A 16,586-nucleotide genomic window follows, 5' to 3' on the forward strand; every position below is an offset into this window, starting at 1 on the left:
GCCCCCCGCCGCTACACCCTCTGGGAACTCGTCCGCCACCAAGACGATGACCGTCCCGACCCCACCGACCCCAACAGCTCAGTCCTCTCAGCAATCCGCCCCAGCGCATGGCCCGACTGACAACAGCCCGAACCTCTGACACACATATTATAAAATAAACCCAAAATCAAAATTATGGAAACCAACATTCTCACCACCACCCTCACCAAAGAAAACGCCCCCGAACTCCTGCGCAACGAAATTGACACCCGCATCGTCAAGATCCGCCCCTCCTCCACCCCGCTCGACCAGATCTCACGCCTCGGCGCCGCCCGCCATGCCGGATCAATGCGAGTCGAATACTACTCGGTCGACACCAAAGAAGGCAGCACCACAGTCACCGAATCAATCCGCTCCCTCTCCATCGAAGCCGGCAAACCGATCACCGTCAAAGTCTCCAACAGCGCCATCTTCTCCGAGACCGAGACCATCCTCATCCCCTCCGTCCCGATGACCTCCGGCGCATATCTGGGCCAGGCGCTCGTCGGCTACATCACCGCAGTTTCCGACAACGCCATCACCTTCATCCCCGTCAACATCGAGCAAAACTCCGGAGCCATCACCGGCGCGGAACTTCAGGCAGGAGCCGCAGTGGTCCGCATGGGGCGCGCAGCCCGCGAACTCGACGTCCAGACAACCCAGTTTGTCGCCCTACCCCGAAAGGAATACAACTACTGTCAGATCTTCAAAAGCCAGGTCGAAGAAAGTCTCTACCAGCGCCTTGCCGACAAGGAAGTAGGCTGGGAATTCACCGATCAGGAAGAAGTGGCCATCATGGACATGCGCCTCGGCATGGAAAAATCCTTCCTCTTCGGCGCCCGATCACGCATCGAACTTGCCAACACCGGCGACGAAGTCTTCCTGACCGGAGGCATCTGGAACCAGACCGACAACACCTTTGCCTACGAACCCGGCAAGCTCCAGGAATCCGACCTTGTCCGCATGGCCCGCTGCGCCTTCACCGGCCACTCCGGCTCCTCGCGCAAAGTCCTCCTCGGCGGATCAGGCCTGATCGAAGCCCTCAACAACCTCAACGCCGTCCGCATCGTCAGCGCCGAGGACAAGAAAACCGTCTGGGGAATCGACTTCCATCTCGTTGTCACCAAGTTCGGCACCTTCTACGTCCACCATTCCGAAGTCTTCGATCTCTGCGGAATGCCCGACAACGGAATGGTCATCGACCCTGAATTCCTGTCGAAATACTCCCACGTCCCCTTCTCGGCCGAACGCATCAGCTTCCGCAAACAGGGTCTGCGCAACACCGAAGGCGTGGTCCTGACCGAAGCCTCATGCCTGGTGCTCCGTCACCCCAACGCCCACATGCGCATCACCACACGCTGATTCTGACTCTTGTCATTAAACACACCCCCCAAAAAAAGCGGAGGACCCCCACACCGGGAGTCCTCCGTTTCTCTTGTTGTATATTATATTTCTTAGTTGGCGGGAGTAACGTCAGAAGTCTCAACCTCAAACACGAGCATAGCGTTGGGGGCGATGCCGGCCTGGGGATTGCCGTCCACACCATAGGCGAGCTTGCCGGGAATGTAGAGCACATACTGAGAACCGTTCTTCATCATTGAAAGACCTTCGCCGAAACCGGGAACGACACGGTTGGGGTTCATCACGACACCCTCAGAGTTGCTGTCGAATTCCTTGCCGTCGATCAGCTTGCCGGTATATTTCACCTTGGCGCTGCCGTTGGCACCGACTGCTTCGCCTGTACCTTCTTTGACAACCTTGTAGGCAAGACCTGATTCAGTAACCTTGATTTCAGGATCCTTGGCCATGAGGTCTTTGAGATAAGCCTCACCCTTGGCTACGTTTTCCTTGGCTTCGGGGCTGTCTTCCTTAGCGGCGCGGGCAGCGGCTTCCTGTTCCTGATAATAAGCCATCATCTTCTGCTGGGCCTCCTGGGCAAGCGTCTGGAACTGGATCTGAAGCTCACGCATCTGGTCTGCGTCAACTGAATCTGCGGAGAATGCCTTGGCATAAGCCTCATAGAGTTTCGCACGGTCAATGGGGATACCGGCTTCCTCATAGCGGAGCACCTGGCCAAAAAGCTGCATACCGAACTGAAGGCCGGTCAGATAGCCCTGCTGGGTAGTGTCGGTCATGAGGGCCTGCTTGAGACCGCGGAGAATATCGTCTTTCTTGAAGTTGGCCTGCTGCTCTGCGGGAAGAGACATGTAATCCGAAAGAATACGGCTGCCCTGTGACGAGCCGATAGCAACAGAGAGAGAGTCACCAAAACCTTTGTTGGCACTGTCTGATGATGATGTCTTGTTGCAGGAAGTTGCACCGAACATCAATGCGGCAACGCCGCATACCATGAGAAGTTTTTTCATAAAACTGTTTATTGTTATTTTAGAGATTATTATTTTAGAGATTGTTATTTACTGATTCTTTAGAGATCACTTGCGTGGCTGACCCGCGGTCGACCGACAGGAGCTTCACCGTGAAATCGAGGGCCGCGCCGGGTGGGATCACATCGCCCACTCCCCGCTCGCCATAGCCGAGTGCCGCCGGAAACACTATGCGGTATTCTCCGCCGGGGCGCATCAGTTTCAGACCCTCACTGAATCCGGGCACAAGACGGACCAGATCGAAATTGACCGGCTGCTCTGTCTCGTCAAAGATGCTTCCGTCGCTCAGACGACCGATGTATTCAAGCTCCACCCGGTCATTATCTGACGGAAACTCACCCTCTCCCTCGGTGATCACCTGAAGGACCAGACCGGAGGCCGTGGTGACGGCTCCTTCTTTTCCCGCAGCCTGAGCGACAAACGCCGCCTGGCTCTCAGGGGTGAACGCCGCCTTGTCGCGGGCGCCGGTCAGCGGGGCTATCTGGCGGTCTATAAACTCGCCTGCGCTCTTGGATGTGAAGCCTATATTTTCGCCCTTGAGCACCGAAAGGATGGCCTGGGCAAATGCCTGACGGTCAACCTTCAGTCCAAGCGACTCCATTTCGTTAAGCCCGGAGGCAAAATTCAGCCCAAGGTTGACCCCCTGGCTGTAAGCCGAGCTGACGGAACTCGTGTCGCTCAGAGCCGCATAGACTCCGTTCATGAAGGCGGCTTTCTCATCGGCGCTGAAGTTCACAGGTCTCAAGGATGTCCCCCAGAAGGTGGCCAATGCCCTGGTCAGCGAGTCGGCTGGTGCTGTCTGTGCCCCTGCCGTAAAAGCAAGCGTCAGTGCGGCCGCCGTAATCAGCGCCCGCACTGCTCGCATCGCAATACTTTCTGTCAGCATATTTCAGATCAGAATGACTGACTGAACTGTGTCAGATTTACTTCTTAATGACTTTCAGAAGCTCGACATCGAAAATCAGCGTCGAGTTCGGGCCGATCATGCCGCCTGCACCCTGCGGGCCGTAAGCCAGCTGCGAGGGGATGAACAGACGCCATTTCGAACCTGCCTTCATGAGCTGAAGAGCCTCAACCCAGCCGGGAATCACCTGAGTGACACCGAAAGTGGCGGGAACGCCGCGCTCAACGGAGCTGTCGAACACTGTGCCGTCGATCAGCTTGCCGGTGTAGTGAACCTCAACCTGATCCTGGGCGGTCGGCATCTCGCCGTCGCCTTCCTGGATCACTTCATACTGAAGGCCTGAGGCTGTGGTCTTCACTTCGGCACGCTTGCCGTTCTCTTCGAGGAACTGCTTGCCTGCTGCGGCATTCACCTCGGCCATCTTGGCGGCCTCGGCGCGCTGCTTCTCTTCGAGGGCTGTGAAATATTTCTGAATCTCAGCCTTTGCCTCGTCATAAGTCATCTTGGGCTCGCTGCCGTAGAACACAGCTGCAACGCCGTCGGCAAAATCCTCAACGTTGATTTCCTGAATTCCGCTGGCACGGAAATTGTTGCCCATACTCAGTCCGAGAGCATAGCTGATGCGGTCTAATTCTTTATTTTCCATAATTATATAGTGCGTTAGTTGTCATCAAGTCTGCAAAGATAGGCTATTTTGCGGCTACCTCTTTAAAATTTTTAATTTAAAAAAGTTAAATCCGACGCCCGCCATGTCCTTTATGACTTATAACAAGCTATCTGCCTAATAGTTGGCTTAAAACTCGTTAAGACGCGCCAGATACTTGCCGATGATGTCAAACTCGATGTTGACGCGGCTTCCGGGGCGGATATTCTTGAAATTGGTGTGCTCGAATGTATAGGGGATGATCGCCACGCGGAATGAATACTGCTCTGAGTCGCAGACCGTGAGGCTCACGCCGTTGACCGTCACCGAGCCTTTTTCAACGGTGACATAGCCCTTGGCGGCCATGCGCGGATCAACCTCGTAGCGGAACTTGTAATAGCGGCTACCCTCAACCTCCTCGATCTCCTCGCAGACAGCGGTGCAGTCCACATGTCCCTGCACAATGTGGCCGTCAAGCCGACCGTTCATCATCATCGAACGTTCGAGATTAACAAGGCTGCCGGCCTCAAGCAGGCCGAGATTGCTGCGGTCAAGCGTCTCCCGGATCGCGGTCACGGTATAGGTACCGTCGCCCGGAAGCGACACAACCGTCAGGCAGACTCCGTTGTGGGCAACACTCTGGTCAATCTTAAGCTCATCCGTGAAACTGCATCTTACACGCAGATCGACATTGCCGTCACGGCGGACCACCTCAACAACTTCGGCAGCCTCTTCTACTATTCCTGAAAACATGATATTTCTGATTTCTTTATAGAATTTGTTTGGATTCTGTTTTTATATCTTACTCCGCACAAATTTACAACTTTTGCCCCGTTTTTCAAAAAACAGGGGTGGAAGAGCGTCTTCAGCTCCTCCACCCCCGCGGGGATCAGTTACTTACCTTAATTTAATTGCATGAAACAGGATCTTATAGCTCCAAAGCATTACTGCATAAAATTTTCATTTGCAACGTGGGTGACATCCGGCCTGCGATCATTCCTGACGGAAGCCATAGCCGTTTGTGATTCCTGAGTTCAGCAGATCCTGATAGCGGAACGGACGCACTGTGACGGGCGACTTGCGAGCCTGATAGTCGGCATCGGTGATACCGGCAAGCACTTTATAGGCATGTGTGTCCCAGTTTTTGCTGTCCTTGATGAGATCTATGCCCCAGGGTGTCTGCACATATCCTTCGGCTTCCCATTCCTGAGCCTTGGCCGAGCCGGGAGCAACGTATTCGAACAGACCCTTGATGGCCACGTTGGTGGCGTTATGGTTGAATGTGGCATAGCCGAACGAGCCGAGAACTCCGTCCCAATCGTCATGGACGCCGCGCCATCCCGGATACATCACCGGATCAGACTCCTGACCCGCCGGTGTGCCTGCCGTCAGACGATAGCCGTAGAGCGTGCGGCTGTCCACATTCTTCACCCAGACATAGGCCGGGATCTGGTTGCCGTTCTCAAACTCGGCGTAACCCTTGTCGCGGATATCTTCGAGCACCTTGGTCATGTCTCGGCGGTTGTTGACTGCCGCTTCAGGAAGAAGACCGGTGCGGATGAGGTCGAAACGTCTGACACCTTCACCGACAAACTCAAGTGCGCGTTCCTTGATGACGGCCTTGTACGTCGCGCTCCAGTCGGTCGACGAGAATTCGGCGCCGCAGGCTGCGATCCAGCTGTCAAGTCCGGCATCGACACCGCCGGGGAAGTTGCGGTTGTGGACACGCGCCAGCCATGTCTTGGCCTGACCGTCCTGACCCAGGGCCGCATAGACTTCGGCAAGCATCAGATAGACATCCGACATGCGCATGTAGCTGACGTTGATAGCCGAGTTGCCATAGGTAGCGGTGTCGGGTTTCTTCATGCGGTTCCAGTCCCACTTGTTGCAGGTCACTCCGACCTTGCCCCAGTTGGAGATGTCAAGCGAGAGCAGGAACTCACGTCCGTTGCCGTCGGCGCCGGTCACACAGCACGAAGCGTCTCTGCGGGCATCCTTCGGATCGAACCATCCGTAGTAGACATGGGGCTGGATGCGGTTCTGTCCGCAGCCCACGCAGGGTGCGCCATAGTTGCCGCCGGTCGACGCACGTCCGATATAGCCCGGACGGTCCGAACCGCCGTTGAACATGAACGGGATCTCATAGACGCTCTCGTCGGCCAGATCGAGGGAGTTGTCCTTGTGCATCTGGTTGAACACATACTGGTAGGGGTTGTTGAAGAGACGGCCCTGGGCGTCGGTGCCGCGCGGGTCGGTGAGATGGAACTGGATCGAACCGGGCTGCTGCACACAGGCCTCAAGATAGGGAAGCGCGTCCTGGAGAACTGTGCGCCAGTCGGCGCGGCGGCCATAGACGGCCTTGGTCTGCGGATCCTCCACACAGAGATCGTCGAAAGAGAGTCCCTCTCCCTTGCCGTTGACATAAAATCCGGCCTCAAGATCGGTGCGGCGGGTGCAATAGCCCGCGTTGTAGAGCGCGATGCGGCCGATGAGACCCTGGACATAGTTGCGGTTCATGACATCGGCACGGACGCCGTTCTCTCCCGCACGATACATGTGAGGCTCGACCTCACGGAGTTTGCTGATGCAGAGATCGTAGATGGCGAAACGTGATTTCAGCCCCTCGGCGCTCTCTCCCGCATGTTCTACGAAAGGCACATCGCCGTAGTAGCGGCAGAGTTCGAAATAGCAGGTCGAACGCAGCGCCACGGCCTGTCCGTAGATGTCAGACAGTGCGTTGGGTTCGCCGCTCATCAGCGATTTGAAGTTTTCGAGCGACTCGAAGCTGTCGATCAGCGCGTTGCACACGCCAATTGTCTTGTAAAGGTCGCCGAACACTTCCCAGCCCTGCAATCCGTTGATATTGATCGCCGAAGTGCCTGTCGGGTAGAAGCCCTTCTCCAGCTGTCCGGCATCGCCGTCCTGATAGCTGTCCTGAAGACCTTCCATGTCCGAACCCCAGATCGGGCTCCAGAAGATTCCGACCGAATGGATGTTGCGGTTGGCCCGCAGGAGCTCGTAGCCATAGTTGAGGGCGCCGCGCGCCGACTCCTCGCTTGAAAATACGAACTCGCGGTCCGAAACGCTCGGCGAGTTGGTGTCGAGGTAGTCCTCGCATGAGGCCACGCCGAGTGCGAGGGCCGATACGAGTGCTATATTTATAAACTTGTTCATGATGGTTCAATTTAAGAGTTTGTTAGCTGTTCGGTTAGAATGACAGGGAGGCGCCGATGGTCCATGTGCGTGCACGGGGATAGGTGCCGTAGTCCATGTTGAACATCGGGAAGTTGCGGATATTGCTGCCGAAGCCCACGGTGCCTGCCGTGTTGGTGTTGACTTCGGGATCCAGTCCCTTGTAGCCGGTGATGGTGAAAAGATTGCCGGCGGTCACGTAGAGGCGGAAGTTGGAGATGTGGGCCTTCTTGGTGAGCTGCTGGGGCAGTGTGTAGCCGAGCGTGAGGGTCTGGAGGCGCAGATAAGAGCCGTCTTCAAGGAATTCAGAGGATACGATGCCGCTCTGATGGTACGGGAGGGCCGATTTGGCATTACGGTTGAGTGCGTTGAGCTCTGCGGGATCGGTCACTGCATAGAGGTCGCCGGCGCTGTTGACATCGTAGACCTTGTAGCAGTCGGCTCGCCAGGCGCCGTACTGACGGGTCAGGCCGACATACTCGTTGCCCGAAGCGTCCATCATGGCATTGGCGTTGTAGACCTTGCCGCCGTAAGTCCAGTTGAAGTTGGCCGAGAGATCCCAGCCCTTGTAGCCGAAGTCGAGGTGGAAGCTGCCGGTGTGGCGCGGGCGAACTTCGCCGAGATTCACTGCGTCTGTGGCGTCGATTTTATCATCATCATTGGTGTCGACAAACTTCGGGGCGCCGGGGAAGGCTACCTGGCCGTTGGGAAGATTGAACGGGTGCATGTAGGTTGCTGTGATGTCCTTGGTCAGGTCGGGCACACCGTCCTTGAGGGTATAGACTCCGTTGGCGTAGTCGAAATCAGCCGTGGTGTAGAATCCGTCGGCCTTGTAGCCGCGCACGAGTCCGATCGGTTTGTCGACAGCGAGCATCCAGTCCATCGAGGGGGTCTGAGCCGACGATCCCCAGTAGGATGAATAGATGTACTGGTCGGCGTTCTGCATCTTGTCGAGATTGTTGCGGTTGTAGTTGTAGATCGCGCCTGCGCTGAAGCGGAAATCCTTGTTGCGGTAGATGTCGGCGTTGACCGAAATCTCTATACCTCGGTTGGAGATCTGGCCGAAGTTCTGATACTGGTGGGAGTAGCCCGATGTGTTGTCCACTGGCACGAGCATCAGAAGATCCTTTGTGGTGTTCCAGTAAAGCTCGACAGAACCGTTGATGCGGCTGTTGAGGACGCCGAAGTCCACACCGATGTTGCGCGACACGGTTGTCTCCCACTTCAGGTCCGGATTGGCTTTCAGACCGTCGGGACGGTAGAAGGGTCCGAACTCGCCGTTGATCGGCAGCTTGTTGTTTGTGGAGCTTGACCAGGTCTCGCGCCAGAGGTTTGAGTTGATGTTGTCGCTTCCTGATTCACCCCACGAAAGACGCAGCTTGAGGTTGGAGAGCCAGTCGCGTGTGCCTTCCATGAAGTTTTCTTCCGAGAGGCGCCATCCGGCAGCCACGGCGGGGAAATAGCCCCAGCGGTTGTTGGGTGCGAATTTCGATGAGCCGTCGGCGCGGAACGTTGCCGTGAAGAGATAGCGGTCAAGAAGTGTGTAGTTGAGACGTCCGAACCATGACACCGTGCGGTCAGGCACTCCGAACGTGTTGTAGAACGAGCTGCTGTAAGTGGCAGTGTGCATCATTGCGATGGCGTGGTCATAGTCGAAAGTCGAGGGGAAGCCGCGGCCTTCGGCATAGGTCGATTCGTTCTCGCTTCTGAGAAGTTCATAGCCTGCGAGGATGTTGAAGGAGTGGATCTCCTTGAGGTCGAACATATAGTTGCCGGTGGTGACCCAGCGGAGACCTTTTGAAGTGCCGCGCGAGATGGTTGCGCGCTTGTCGCCGTTGGTGTAGCCGTCTTCATAATAGGTGTTTTTCGACGAGCTGCGGGTCATGGCCAGTTCCGAACGCGCCGTCAGACCGGGGATGATCTCCCATGTCAGGGCCGCATTGCCGCGGAAATTGCGGTTGTGGTTCTTGGCGGTGATGTCGTTGATGAGATCAACGGGGTTGTGGGAGTCGTCGATGTTCTGCACACCGAAGCTGAAGCCTGAGCTGACGTCGGTGTAGGGAATTCCGCCGAGCGGATTGTCGATCGGCTTGTAGTGATAGGCACCTGCCGTGTAGCGGGCACCCGCACCGTTGAGGTTTGACTCGTCATAGCGCACCTCGGCATTGAAGGTGAGGTTGCTGAAGATCTTCTGCTGCACTTTCAGCGATGTGGTCAGACGGTCGTAGTCCGAGTTGATGCGGATACCTTCGTCGTCGATATAGCCGATGTTGAAGGCCATCTTGGTGTTTTCCGAACCTCCGCTGATACTCAGGTTGTGGTTGTGGCTGAAGCCGGTACGGAGGATGTCGTCGTCATACTGATGGGCTTTCACCCCGGCATAGTCGGCATAGTGGTTGCCATATTTGGATCCGAGGCCGAAATATTTCTCCATAGCCTCCTGATGGCCCGATCCGCGCGAGGCGGCATAGCTCCAGTTGTCAAGGATATATTCCTGAGCCGACAGCACTTCCTGCTTTTTGGCGGCATGCTTGAACTGCACATAGCCTTCATAAGTCACTTTTGCCTTGCCGCTCTGGCCTGACTTGGTGGTGACGAGGATTACACCGTTGGCGCCGCGCGCACCGTAGATGGCGGTCGAGGCCGCATCCTTAAGCACGTCGATCGACTCGATTTCCGAAGCCGCGATGTTGTTGATGTTTGCAACGGGGAAACCGTCGACCACATAGAGCGGTTCATTGCTCTGGGTGATTGAGCCGCCTCCGCGCACACGCACCGAGACTGTGGCGCCCGGACGTCCGTCCTGCGAGACCACATTGACACCCGGCAGGCGTCCCTGGAGGGCCTGGGTAACATTTGAGACCGGATTGGCCACGAGGTCTTCGCCCTTCACCGAAGCCACTGCTCCCGTGAGGTCCTTGCGGCGCATGGTGCCGTAGCCGATCACGACTACCTCTTCAAGGCTCTGGAGATCTTCGCTCAGGACCACGTCTATGCGCTGACGTCCGTCAACCCTGACTTCCTGGCTGACAAAGCCTGTATAGGTGAACACGAGGGTGCCCTGCGCTGCCACATTGATCGAGAAATTGCCGTCAATATCAGTCACGACACCGTTTGTAGGTTTGCCTTTTTCAGTCACTACGACTCCGGCAAGCACTTCATGCTGCGGATCGGTCACTGTTCCGGTCACTGCGATGTTCTGGGCGTGGATAGCCTGGGAGAACAGCAACGCCATGACCAGGCAAAACAGTCTGGTAAGAGTTTTTTGATTGGTTCTCATACTAAGAATAGGTTATTAGAATAAGGAATTTTGATTTCTGATTCTCACACCGCGCCGAGCGAGCCATAGGCGTTCACCGCGCGCACTCTGACTTCACCCTTGGGAGCCGAGGGCAGGCTGAAGCGGTTGCCGAGAGTGAATCCGGCCACTTCCTCGCCGTCAAGCACGATGTAGCCGCGGGCTTCGCCGACAGGCTCCCATCTGACAGTCTGACGGTCGACAGTCACATTGGCCGGGGCGGGCAGAGTGGTCATCATTGCGCGGGGATCCCAGCCGTCATTGCCGGGAATCATGTTTTCATAGACCAGTCCGGCGGCTTCCTCGGCTGACACTGAGGTGCGCGAGGTGCCGCTCTTCTTCTCCCCTTCGCGTGTGGTATAGTTGTAAGTTGTCTTTCTGGCGCTCAGGTCCAGTTCCTTGCCGTCGATGTCGCGGCTTGCATATTCGGCAAAGATGCCGGGGGCGGTTCCCATGTCGGTCCAGCCTTCGGCTGAAACGGGGATACGCATTGTGGTGTTGACGTAGCGGGCCTGCGGACTGTTGTGCCAGGGGCGTCCGAGACTGAGTCTGCCGTCGGCGGCGCTTTCGTTGCCGTCCACCACACAGTCGCGGATGACATAGCCGTATTTGGCTGCCGTATGACATGGAGCCACGATCACCGAGCCGCTTCTCACATTATAGAATGTGCTGTTCTCGACCAGCACATCGCCGCCGCCATAGAGATAGTCGACCGCACCCTCGATCCAGCAGTCTTTCACATAGTGACGGTCCTCATCCTTGACGGTGGTCATCCATGTGTCCTGAAAAGAACGGAAGATGCAGTTGTTGAACGCCGCGCAGTCGGCATGGCTTTTCATGGCAAGCGCCTGCGGGCCGTCCTGGGCCTCCAAGCCGTAGTCGTTGACATAAGAGATGTTTTCAGTATAGAAATGCGGTGCCCTGACCGTCACCACGGCTCCTTCCAGACCGTGCATCGCCGATTCAGGATTGTGGACGGAGTATTTCCAGAACTCCTCGGCCTCGTTTTCAGGCTTGGCGCCTACATTGAGTTTCAGGTGAATGATTGTCTGCTCCTTGTTCTGCCCGATCAGATGGATGTAAGGCTTGGTCTCAGGCACTACGACCTGCTCCTCATAAGAGCCGTTTTTCACAAATATGAGCCAGGGGGCTGTCAGGCTGTCAGGAGCCGCCTGAATGGCTTCCTGTACAGAGGTGTAGTCGCCGGAACCGTCCTGCGCCACAACCGCGTCGAATGGCGAACCTTCGGCCTGCTGCCCGCAGCCGCAGGTCAGCGCGAGACCGCCAATGACAAAAAGAGTCGATTTTAAAGTCTGATTCATGGTGTTCGATTGGTTTAGATGGTGACTGTGTTTATCAGCCCCCAAATTTACAATCGCAAACATCCTCGGTAAGTGCATTTTTCTACATATTTATTGCACTTTCTGCCACACCGCCCTTAAAATCAAAAATTTAGCGGATACCACTCAAGCATCAGGCTGACCATCCCTCAAGCATCAGGCAGGCCGCGTCAGCGGTCGGAAGAATCCAGGCCACTGCAAGGGCGCCGTAGGTGTCCGCAGCTGTGGTAAAAAAATCACCCACCACAAAAGCAGAGCGCCGTAGGTGCGAAACAAATGAGCCTACTGACGGACAGGACGGCGGTCAGCCTGCCCCCTGCGCGGCAGCCACACGGCTGCACTGCCAGTCTTTCGGGGTCTGGCCGGTGACCGCCTTGAAGACTCGGTTGAAATACTGCGGCGAGGAGAATCCGCTCATGTAGGCGACCTCGGCCACAGTGCTGCCACCCTCTTCAAGCAGAGTGCAGGCATAGCGGATCCGCATGTTTTTCAGAAGCTCGACAGGCGCCATGTTGAAGAGCGAACGCACCTTGCGGTTGAACACCGTCCGCCCCAGATTCATCGCCGCCGCCATTTCCTCGATGGTGAAGTCAGGATTCTTCATTTCAACGGCTATGCGCTCCTGAAGTTCCCTGACGAATTTCTCGTCGAAAGATGTCAGCGCGGGCAGCTGCCCGGCGGCTGCGGCCTCAGGATTTTCCTCCTCCTCGCCGCCGACAGCGGTGACAAAGTAGTCTCTGAGCCGGTTGCGCTGTTCAAGCAGCGACTTGATGCGGCTGCGCAGATATGTGGCGCTGAAAGGCTTGGTCAGATAGTCGTCGGCACCGCACTCCAGCCCCGCTATGCGGTCATAGACCGAAGCCTTGGCTGAAAGAAGCACCACCGGGATGTGGCAGCAGCTGACCGTCTGCCTGATGCGCCCTAAGAGTTCGAGTCCGTCAAGACGCGGCATCATTATATCACTGATGATCATGTCAGGCATCTCTTCGCCGATCTTCTCCCAGGCCTCCTCGCCGTCTGCGGCCTGCACCACACGGTAGTGGCCGCAGAGCATTCTGGCAAGCACCCGTCTCAGCTCGTCATTGTCCTCGACTATCATCACCGAGAGTTCTGCCTCGCCGCTTCCGCCTGAGCCGCCGGCCACGGCCTGAGGCTCAGGCGTCTCGACCGCTCCGGGAGTCCCGTCGACAGTCCCGCTGCGGTCCGTAAGGATAAATTCCGCATCCGGATCGGCATGGAGGGTTGCGAAATCGCCGGGAAGACTGACTTCAAAGCGGCTCCCCCGCCCTACTTCCGAGTCAACCTCGATCCTGCCGTGGAGCACCTTTACAAGCTCGCTCACCAGCGCCAGGCCTATGCCGCTCGAAAAGAGACCTTTCTTGCGGCCCAAAGTCTCGAAACGGTCGAAGATTCCGGCAACCTGCCTGCGGTCCATCCCCGGACCTTCGTCAATGACGGCAAACACGAGATTTTCACCGTTGGCTCGGACTTCAAGCGTGACCTTACGCCCATCGGGCGTGTATTTGAATGCGTTGGAAAGCAGATTGAAGATGATTTTCTCAAGCTTGTCTACATCGGTATACATCCAGTGGGCGCGCATCGGGGCCGAGAGGCTGAAACCGATCCCCTTCTGGCGGGCAAGCAGCGAGAAGTCGTCATGGATCCGCCGGAACAGGGGCACGACATCGAGCCGCTCCACATAGATCTTCATCCGGTTGTTCTGGATCTTGCGCACGTCGAGCAGCTGGTTGATCAGACGCAACATGCGGTCGGTGTTGCTTTTGGCTATCGCCATATAGTCTTTGGAGTTCTGCGAGAGCGCCGGATCGGCCATCACCTCCTCGATCGGGTTGACGATAAGGGTCAGAGGGGTGCGCAGTTCGTGGGAGACATCGGTGAAAAAGCGCAGTTTCATGCGTGTCAGTTCCTGCTCCATGCCAACCTGACGGTGAAGCCGTAATATATAGGTGACGATAAACCAGACGGCGAGCACGAAGGCGATGAACAGCCCGACATAGAGAATCCTGGCATAGACGGTCTCGACAAATGTCGGCTCGACATGGATCGGAAGCGATCTGACATTGTCGGTCCAGACACCGTCGCCGTTGGTCGACCGCACTTCAAGCACGTAGTCGCCTGCGGGAAGGGCGTAGAAGGCCGCTTCATGGCTGTGGCCTATGTCGATCCAGTTTTCATTGATCCCCTGCAAGCGGTAGGCATAGGAGATGTTCTGGGTGTTGTCGAAGTCGAGGGCTACGAAAGAGACCGCGAAATTCCTCTCATCGGCCTCAAGCCACAGACGCCCGTCGGTCAGGGGGAAGACTTTGGACGATTCGTTGTCAGGCGACACCGTGACGCGGTCAAAGACAATGTTCGGGCTGTAAGCGCTCTTCCTGAGCCTCGGCAGGTCGGCGAAGAGTGTTCCGTTGAGCAGAGCGAAGTAGGCCCGGCCGCAGGAGTCGATGACAAAGGGGGCTTCCGAAAGCACGATCGGCAGATGAAGGTTGTAGCGGTCGTAGGTCTCGATCAGGCCCTCTGATGGATCGTAGCGGCAGATGGCGTTTTCGAGCGAGAGCCACAGCCGACCCTCGCGGTCTTCCGCCAGCGAATAGACCATGTCGGTCGGCAGTCCCTCCTGCTTGCCTGTGTAGCTGAACTCCAGGCTGTCCGAGAGCAGTCCGGGGGATGTCAGGCGGCAGATGCCTCCGCCGAGGGTGGTGACGTAGATCTGTCCGCGGCTGTCCTCGAAGGAGAAAAAGACGTCGTTGTTGCTCAGAGTCGACTTGCGCGAGAGGTCACACCAGTTGTGGTGCCAGGTGATCTCCGAGGGGGAGCCGAAAGCCGAGGAGAATGTCAGGAGTCCGTCGGTGGTTCCGACCATCATCACCCCGCCGGAGGTCTCTGTGATGTGGCGCACCCGGCGGCAGTAGCGTTCCGGATAGCCTGCAAGACCGCCGTTTAAGGAGTTGAGGAAGCGGATCGCACCCTCTTTTTCCTCTACGAGATTGACACCCCCGCCATAGGTACCGACCCAGATGCGCCCGGCCTTGTCTTCAAGGATGGAATAGATGGCCTCGCAGTTCAGGGCATCCCGGCCGGAAGCGTCAGCCCGGAAGTGTCTGACGGTATAGCCGCCACCCTTGCCTGGAGTGGCGAGAAACAGTCCGTCGGCACGGCTTCCAAGCCATATCCGGCCACGGCTGTCCTCCATCATGGCGTAGACCGATGCACCGAAACGGGCGTTTTCGTCTCTGACAATCGCGCCCGAACGGGTGAAGTTGCCGAGATAGTTTCCCTCACGGTCATGGATCTTGATGCGCAGCCCCTTGTCGCCGCTCCATATACGCCCGCAGCTGTCGATGAACACGCTGCGGGTCTCGTCGTCGGAAAATGTCAGATAGTCGGCTGTTCCGGTGGGGAAACTTATCTTGTTGAAGCCGACAACGTCACGGGCCCAGAGGTTGCGGTGGTTGTCGATCATGAAATTGAGGTCGATGTCAGGGGTCGGGGTCTTCTGTCCGCCCGCATAGCAGTAGGCTCTTTCGAGGCGCCCCGACTCGCGGTTGTAGTGGCAGAGAGGCCCGTGAGTCGGGTGGATCCAGAGTTCACCGCTCTCGTCCTCGTGGATGAAAAAGACGAACTGGGTCTCGGTCTGGCCCGGATAGCTCAGACGCTCGACCTGCCCGTCGGTTCGGTTGATGCGGAACACGTCGGGACCGGCAAGCATCCACAGGCAGCTGTCGGCTTTCGGCCCTGACGGCTCATAGACCAGTTCGACGGGACCTGAAATCCCGGCGTCGAAATGGCGAGCGGTCCGGTCGGTCCGGTTGTAGAGCAGCAGGCCGGTGAGCGACGGCAGCGCTACCGACCCGTCGTTCAGAACTCTGGCGGATGGCGCGCCGGAAAGGCGGACACCCGGATCAACATCCTTCAGGCCACTGGCAGAGTTATAGATCGCGAGGACACCTTTGTCATCGATAAGCAGGAGGTCGTCACCGGCGCGCACGGCGTGGAGAAAACGGCGCATGCCGCTGATGCCCGGCTTGCCGTGGACGCGGTAGCCTCTGTTGGTCAGAATCCATTCCCCGCCGCCGGAGTCGTTGAAGACACCGTAGACCTCAGTCCCGGAGGCGCCTGCCGGAAAGAACGAGATGCCTCCCTCGGCGGCATAGCGGCTGCCGTCGATGCGCCAGGTGGAGCCGTCGGCTGCGCAGAGCCAGACCACTCCATTGTCAAGAAAGAAGATTTTTTCAAAACCCTCGCAGGCCTTGACTTCCGGATGGGAGGCAAAGGGATTTATGAATTTCGCGGTCGAAATGTCGAAGAGATAGAGTTTGTGGTCATAGGTCTCGCACCAGAGAGCTTTGGGGTAAGCGAGATAGACATTCTGTATGCGGTTGTGCTGGAGACGGTCCTCATCGGTGGGATATGATTTGTAGTTGCGGAAAGTGTAGCCGTCAAATTTCTCCAGGCCGTTCCATGTCGCTATCCAGATGTAGCCGTCCTCGTCCTGGACCATGTTCTGGATCATCTTCAGAGAGAGTCCGGCAGCGCTGGAATAGTTCTTGACATCGACAAGCCCGCGCGAAAGACTTCCGACAGCCGGAAAAGCAGCCGGAATCGCCATAATCAGAAACAGAAGCCTGCACCAGAAGTCAGGTCGTCTAAACATGGTATCGGATTATTATTAGTAAAGATGGTTCAGTGATACAGACTTGACAAAATTACTGCTTTTTTCATAACTTTAAAGATTTTATGACAACTTTTGTAAAGCATTTTTCCGACATTTGCATTTCAAAGGGTGTTT

Annotated in this window: 9 protein-coding genes; 1 reads left to right on the top strand and 8 read right to left on the bottom strand. The window is 56.8% G+C overall.

Features of this window, described 5'->3' with window-relative positions:
* Window positions 1-174 precede the first annotated feature (174 nt).
* Window positions 175-1,380: a DUF5309 family protein gene (locus K2H17_RS08980; RefSeq protein WP_300133911.1), complete on the top strand. Its 1,206-nt coding sequence runs from the start codon at window positions 175-177 to the stop codon at window positions 1,378-1,380.
* A gap of 92 nt (window positions 1,381-1,472) precedes the next feature.
* On the opposite strand, the gene K2H17_RS08985 is transcribed toward K2H17_RS08980, so the two are convergent.
* From K2H17_RS08985 to K2H17_RS09020, 8 genes are all read right to left on the bottom strand, one after another.
* Window positions 1,473-2,384 carry an FKBP-type peptidyl-prolyl cis-trans isomerase gene (locus K2H17_RS08985; RefSeq protein WP_300133912.1) on the bottom strand — a complete coding sequence of 304 codons (912 nt, stop codon included), beginning with the start codon at window positions 2,382-2,384 and terminating at the stop codon, window positions 1,473-1,475.
* Between the two features lie 34 nt (window positions 2,385-2,418).
* Complete coding sequence (locus tag K2H17_RS08990; RefSeq protein WP_300133913.1) at window positions 2,419-3,288, bottom strand: FKBP-type peptidyl-prolyl cis-trans isomerase; 870 nt, start codon at window positions 3,286-3,288, stop codon at window positions 2,419-2,421.
* Window positions 3,289-3,325: 37 nt separating this feature from the next.
* On the bottom strand, window positions 3,326-3,952 hold the full coding sequence (locus tag K2H17_RS08995; RefSeq protein ID WP_300133915.1) for an FKBP-type peptidyl-prolyl cis-trans isomerase: 627 nt from the start codon (window positions 3,950-3,952) through the stop codon (window positions 3,326-3,328).
* A gap of 147 nt (window positions 3,953-4,099) precedes the next feature.
* Window positions 4,100-4,702, bottom strand: coding sequence for a riboflavin synthase (locus K2H17_RS09000; RefSeq protein WP_300133917.1), 603 nt, complete (start codon window positions 4,700-4,702; stop codon window positions 4,100-4,102).
* 240 nt (window positions 4,703-4,942) lie between these two features.
* Complete coding sequence (locus tag K2H17_RS09005) at window positions 4,943-7,123, bottom strand: RagB/SusD family nutrient uptake outer membrane protein (protein WP_300133919.1); 2,181 nt, start codon at window positions 7,121-7,123, stop codon at window positions 4,943-4,945.
* A gap of 34 nt (window positions 7,124-7,157) precedes the next feature.
* Window positions 7,158-10,376 carry a TonB-dependent receptor gene (locus tag K2H17_RS09010; RefSeq protein ID WP_300133921.1) on the bottom strand — a complete coding sequence of 1,073 codons (3,219 nt, stop codon included), beginning with the start codon at window positions 10,374-10,376 and terminating at the stop codon, window positions 7,158-7,160.
* An 89-nt stretch (window positions 10,377-10,465) separates the two neighbouring features.
* The gene (locus K2H17_RS09015) at window positions 10,466-11,761 is read right to left on the bottom strand and encodes a pectinesterase family protein (protein ID WP_300133923.1); all 1,296 of its coding nucleotides are present in this window, start codon (window positions 11,759-11,761) and stop codon (window positions 10,466-10,468) included.
* Window positions 11,762-12,083: 322 nt separating this feature from the next.
* A complete protein-coding gene (locus tag K2H17_RS09020) occupies window positions 12,084-16,451 on the bottom strand; it encodes a hybrid sensor histidine kinase/response regulator transcription factor (protein WP_300133925.1) in 4,368 nt (1,455 codons plus the stop codon).
* Window positions 16,452-16,586: the final 135 nt, after the last annotated feature.

The organism is Duncaniella sp., from assembly GCF_029054785.1.
Lineage (GTDB): Bacteria > Bacteroidota > Bacteroidia > Bacteroidales > Muribaculaceae > Duncaniella.

Excerpts from the sequence above, each read along its gene's own strand:
- K2H17_RS08980 (WP_300133911.1), top strand. The coding sequence starts at position 175 with ATGGAAACCAACATTCTCACCACCACCCTCACCAAAGAAAACGCCCCC.
- K2H17_RS08985 (WP_300133912.1), bottom strand. The coding sequence starts at position 2,384 with ATGAAAAAACTTCTCATGGTATGCGGCGTTGCCGCATTGATGTTCGGT.
- K2H17_RS08990 (WP_300133913.1), bottom strand. The coding sequence starts at position 3,288 with ATGCTGACAGAAAGTATTGCGATGCGAGCAGTGCGGGCGCTGATTACG.
- K2H17_RS08995 (WP_300133915.1), bottom strand. The coding sequence starts at position 3,952 with ATGGAAAATAAAGAATTAGACCGCATCAGCTATGCTCTCGGACTGAGT.
- K2H17_RS09000 (WP_300133917.1), bottom strand. The coding sequence starts at position 4,702 with ATGTTTTCAGGAATAGTAGAAGAGGCTGCCGAAGTTGTTGAGGTGGTC.
- K2H17_RS09005 (WP_300133919.1), bottom strand. The coding sequence starts at position 7,123 with ATGAACAAGTTTATAAATATAGCACTCGTATCGGCCCTCGCACTCGGC.
- K2H17_RS09010 (WP_300133921.1), bottom strand. The coding sequence starts at position 10,376 with ATGGCGTTGCTGTTCTCCCAGGCTATCCACGCCCAGAACATCGCAGTG.
- K2H17_RS09015 (WP_300133923.1), bottom strand. The coding sequence starts at position 11,761 with ATGAATCAGACTTTAAAATCGACTCTTTTTGTCATTGGCGGTCTCGCG.
- K2H17_RS09020 (WP_300133925.1), bottom strand. The coding sequence starts at position 16,451 with ATGTTTAGACGACCTGACTTCTGGTGCAGGCTTCTGTTTCTGATTATG.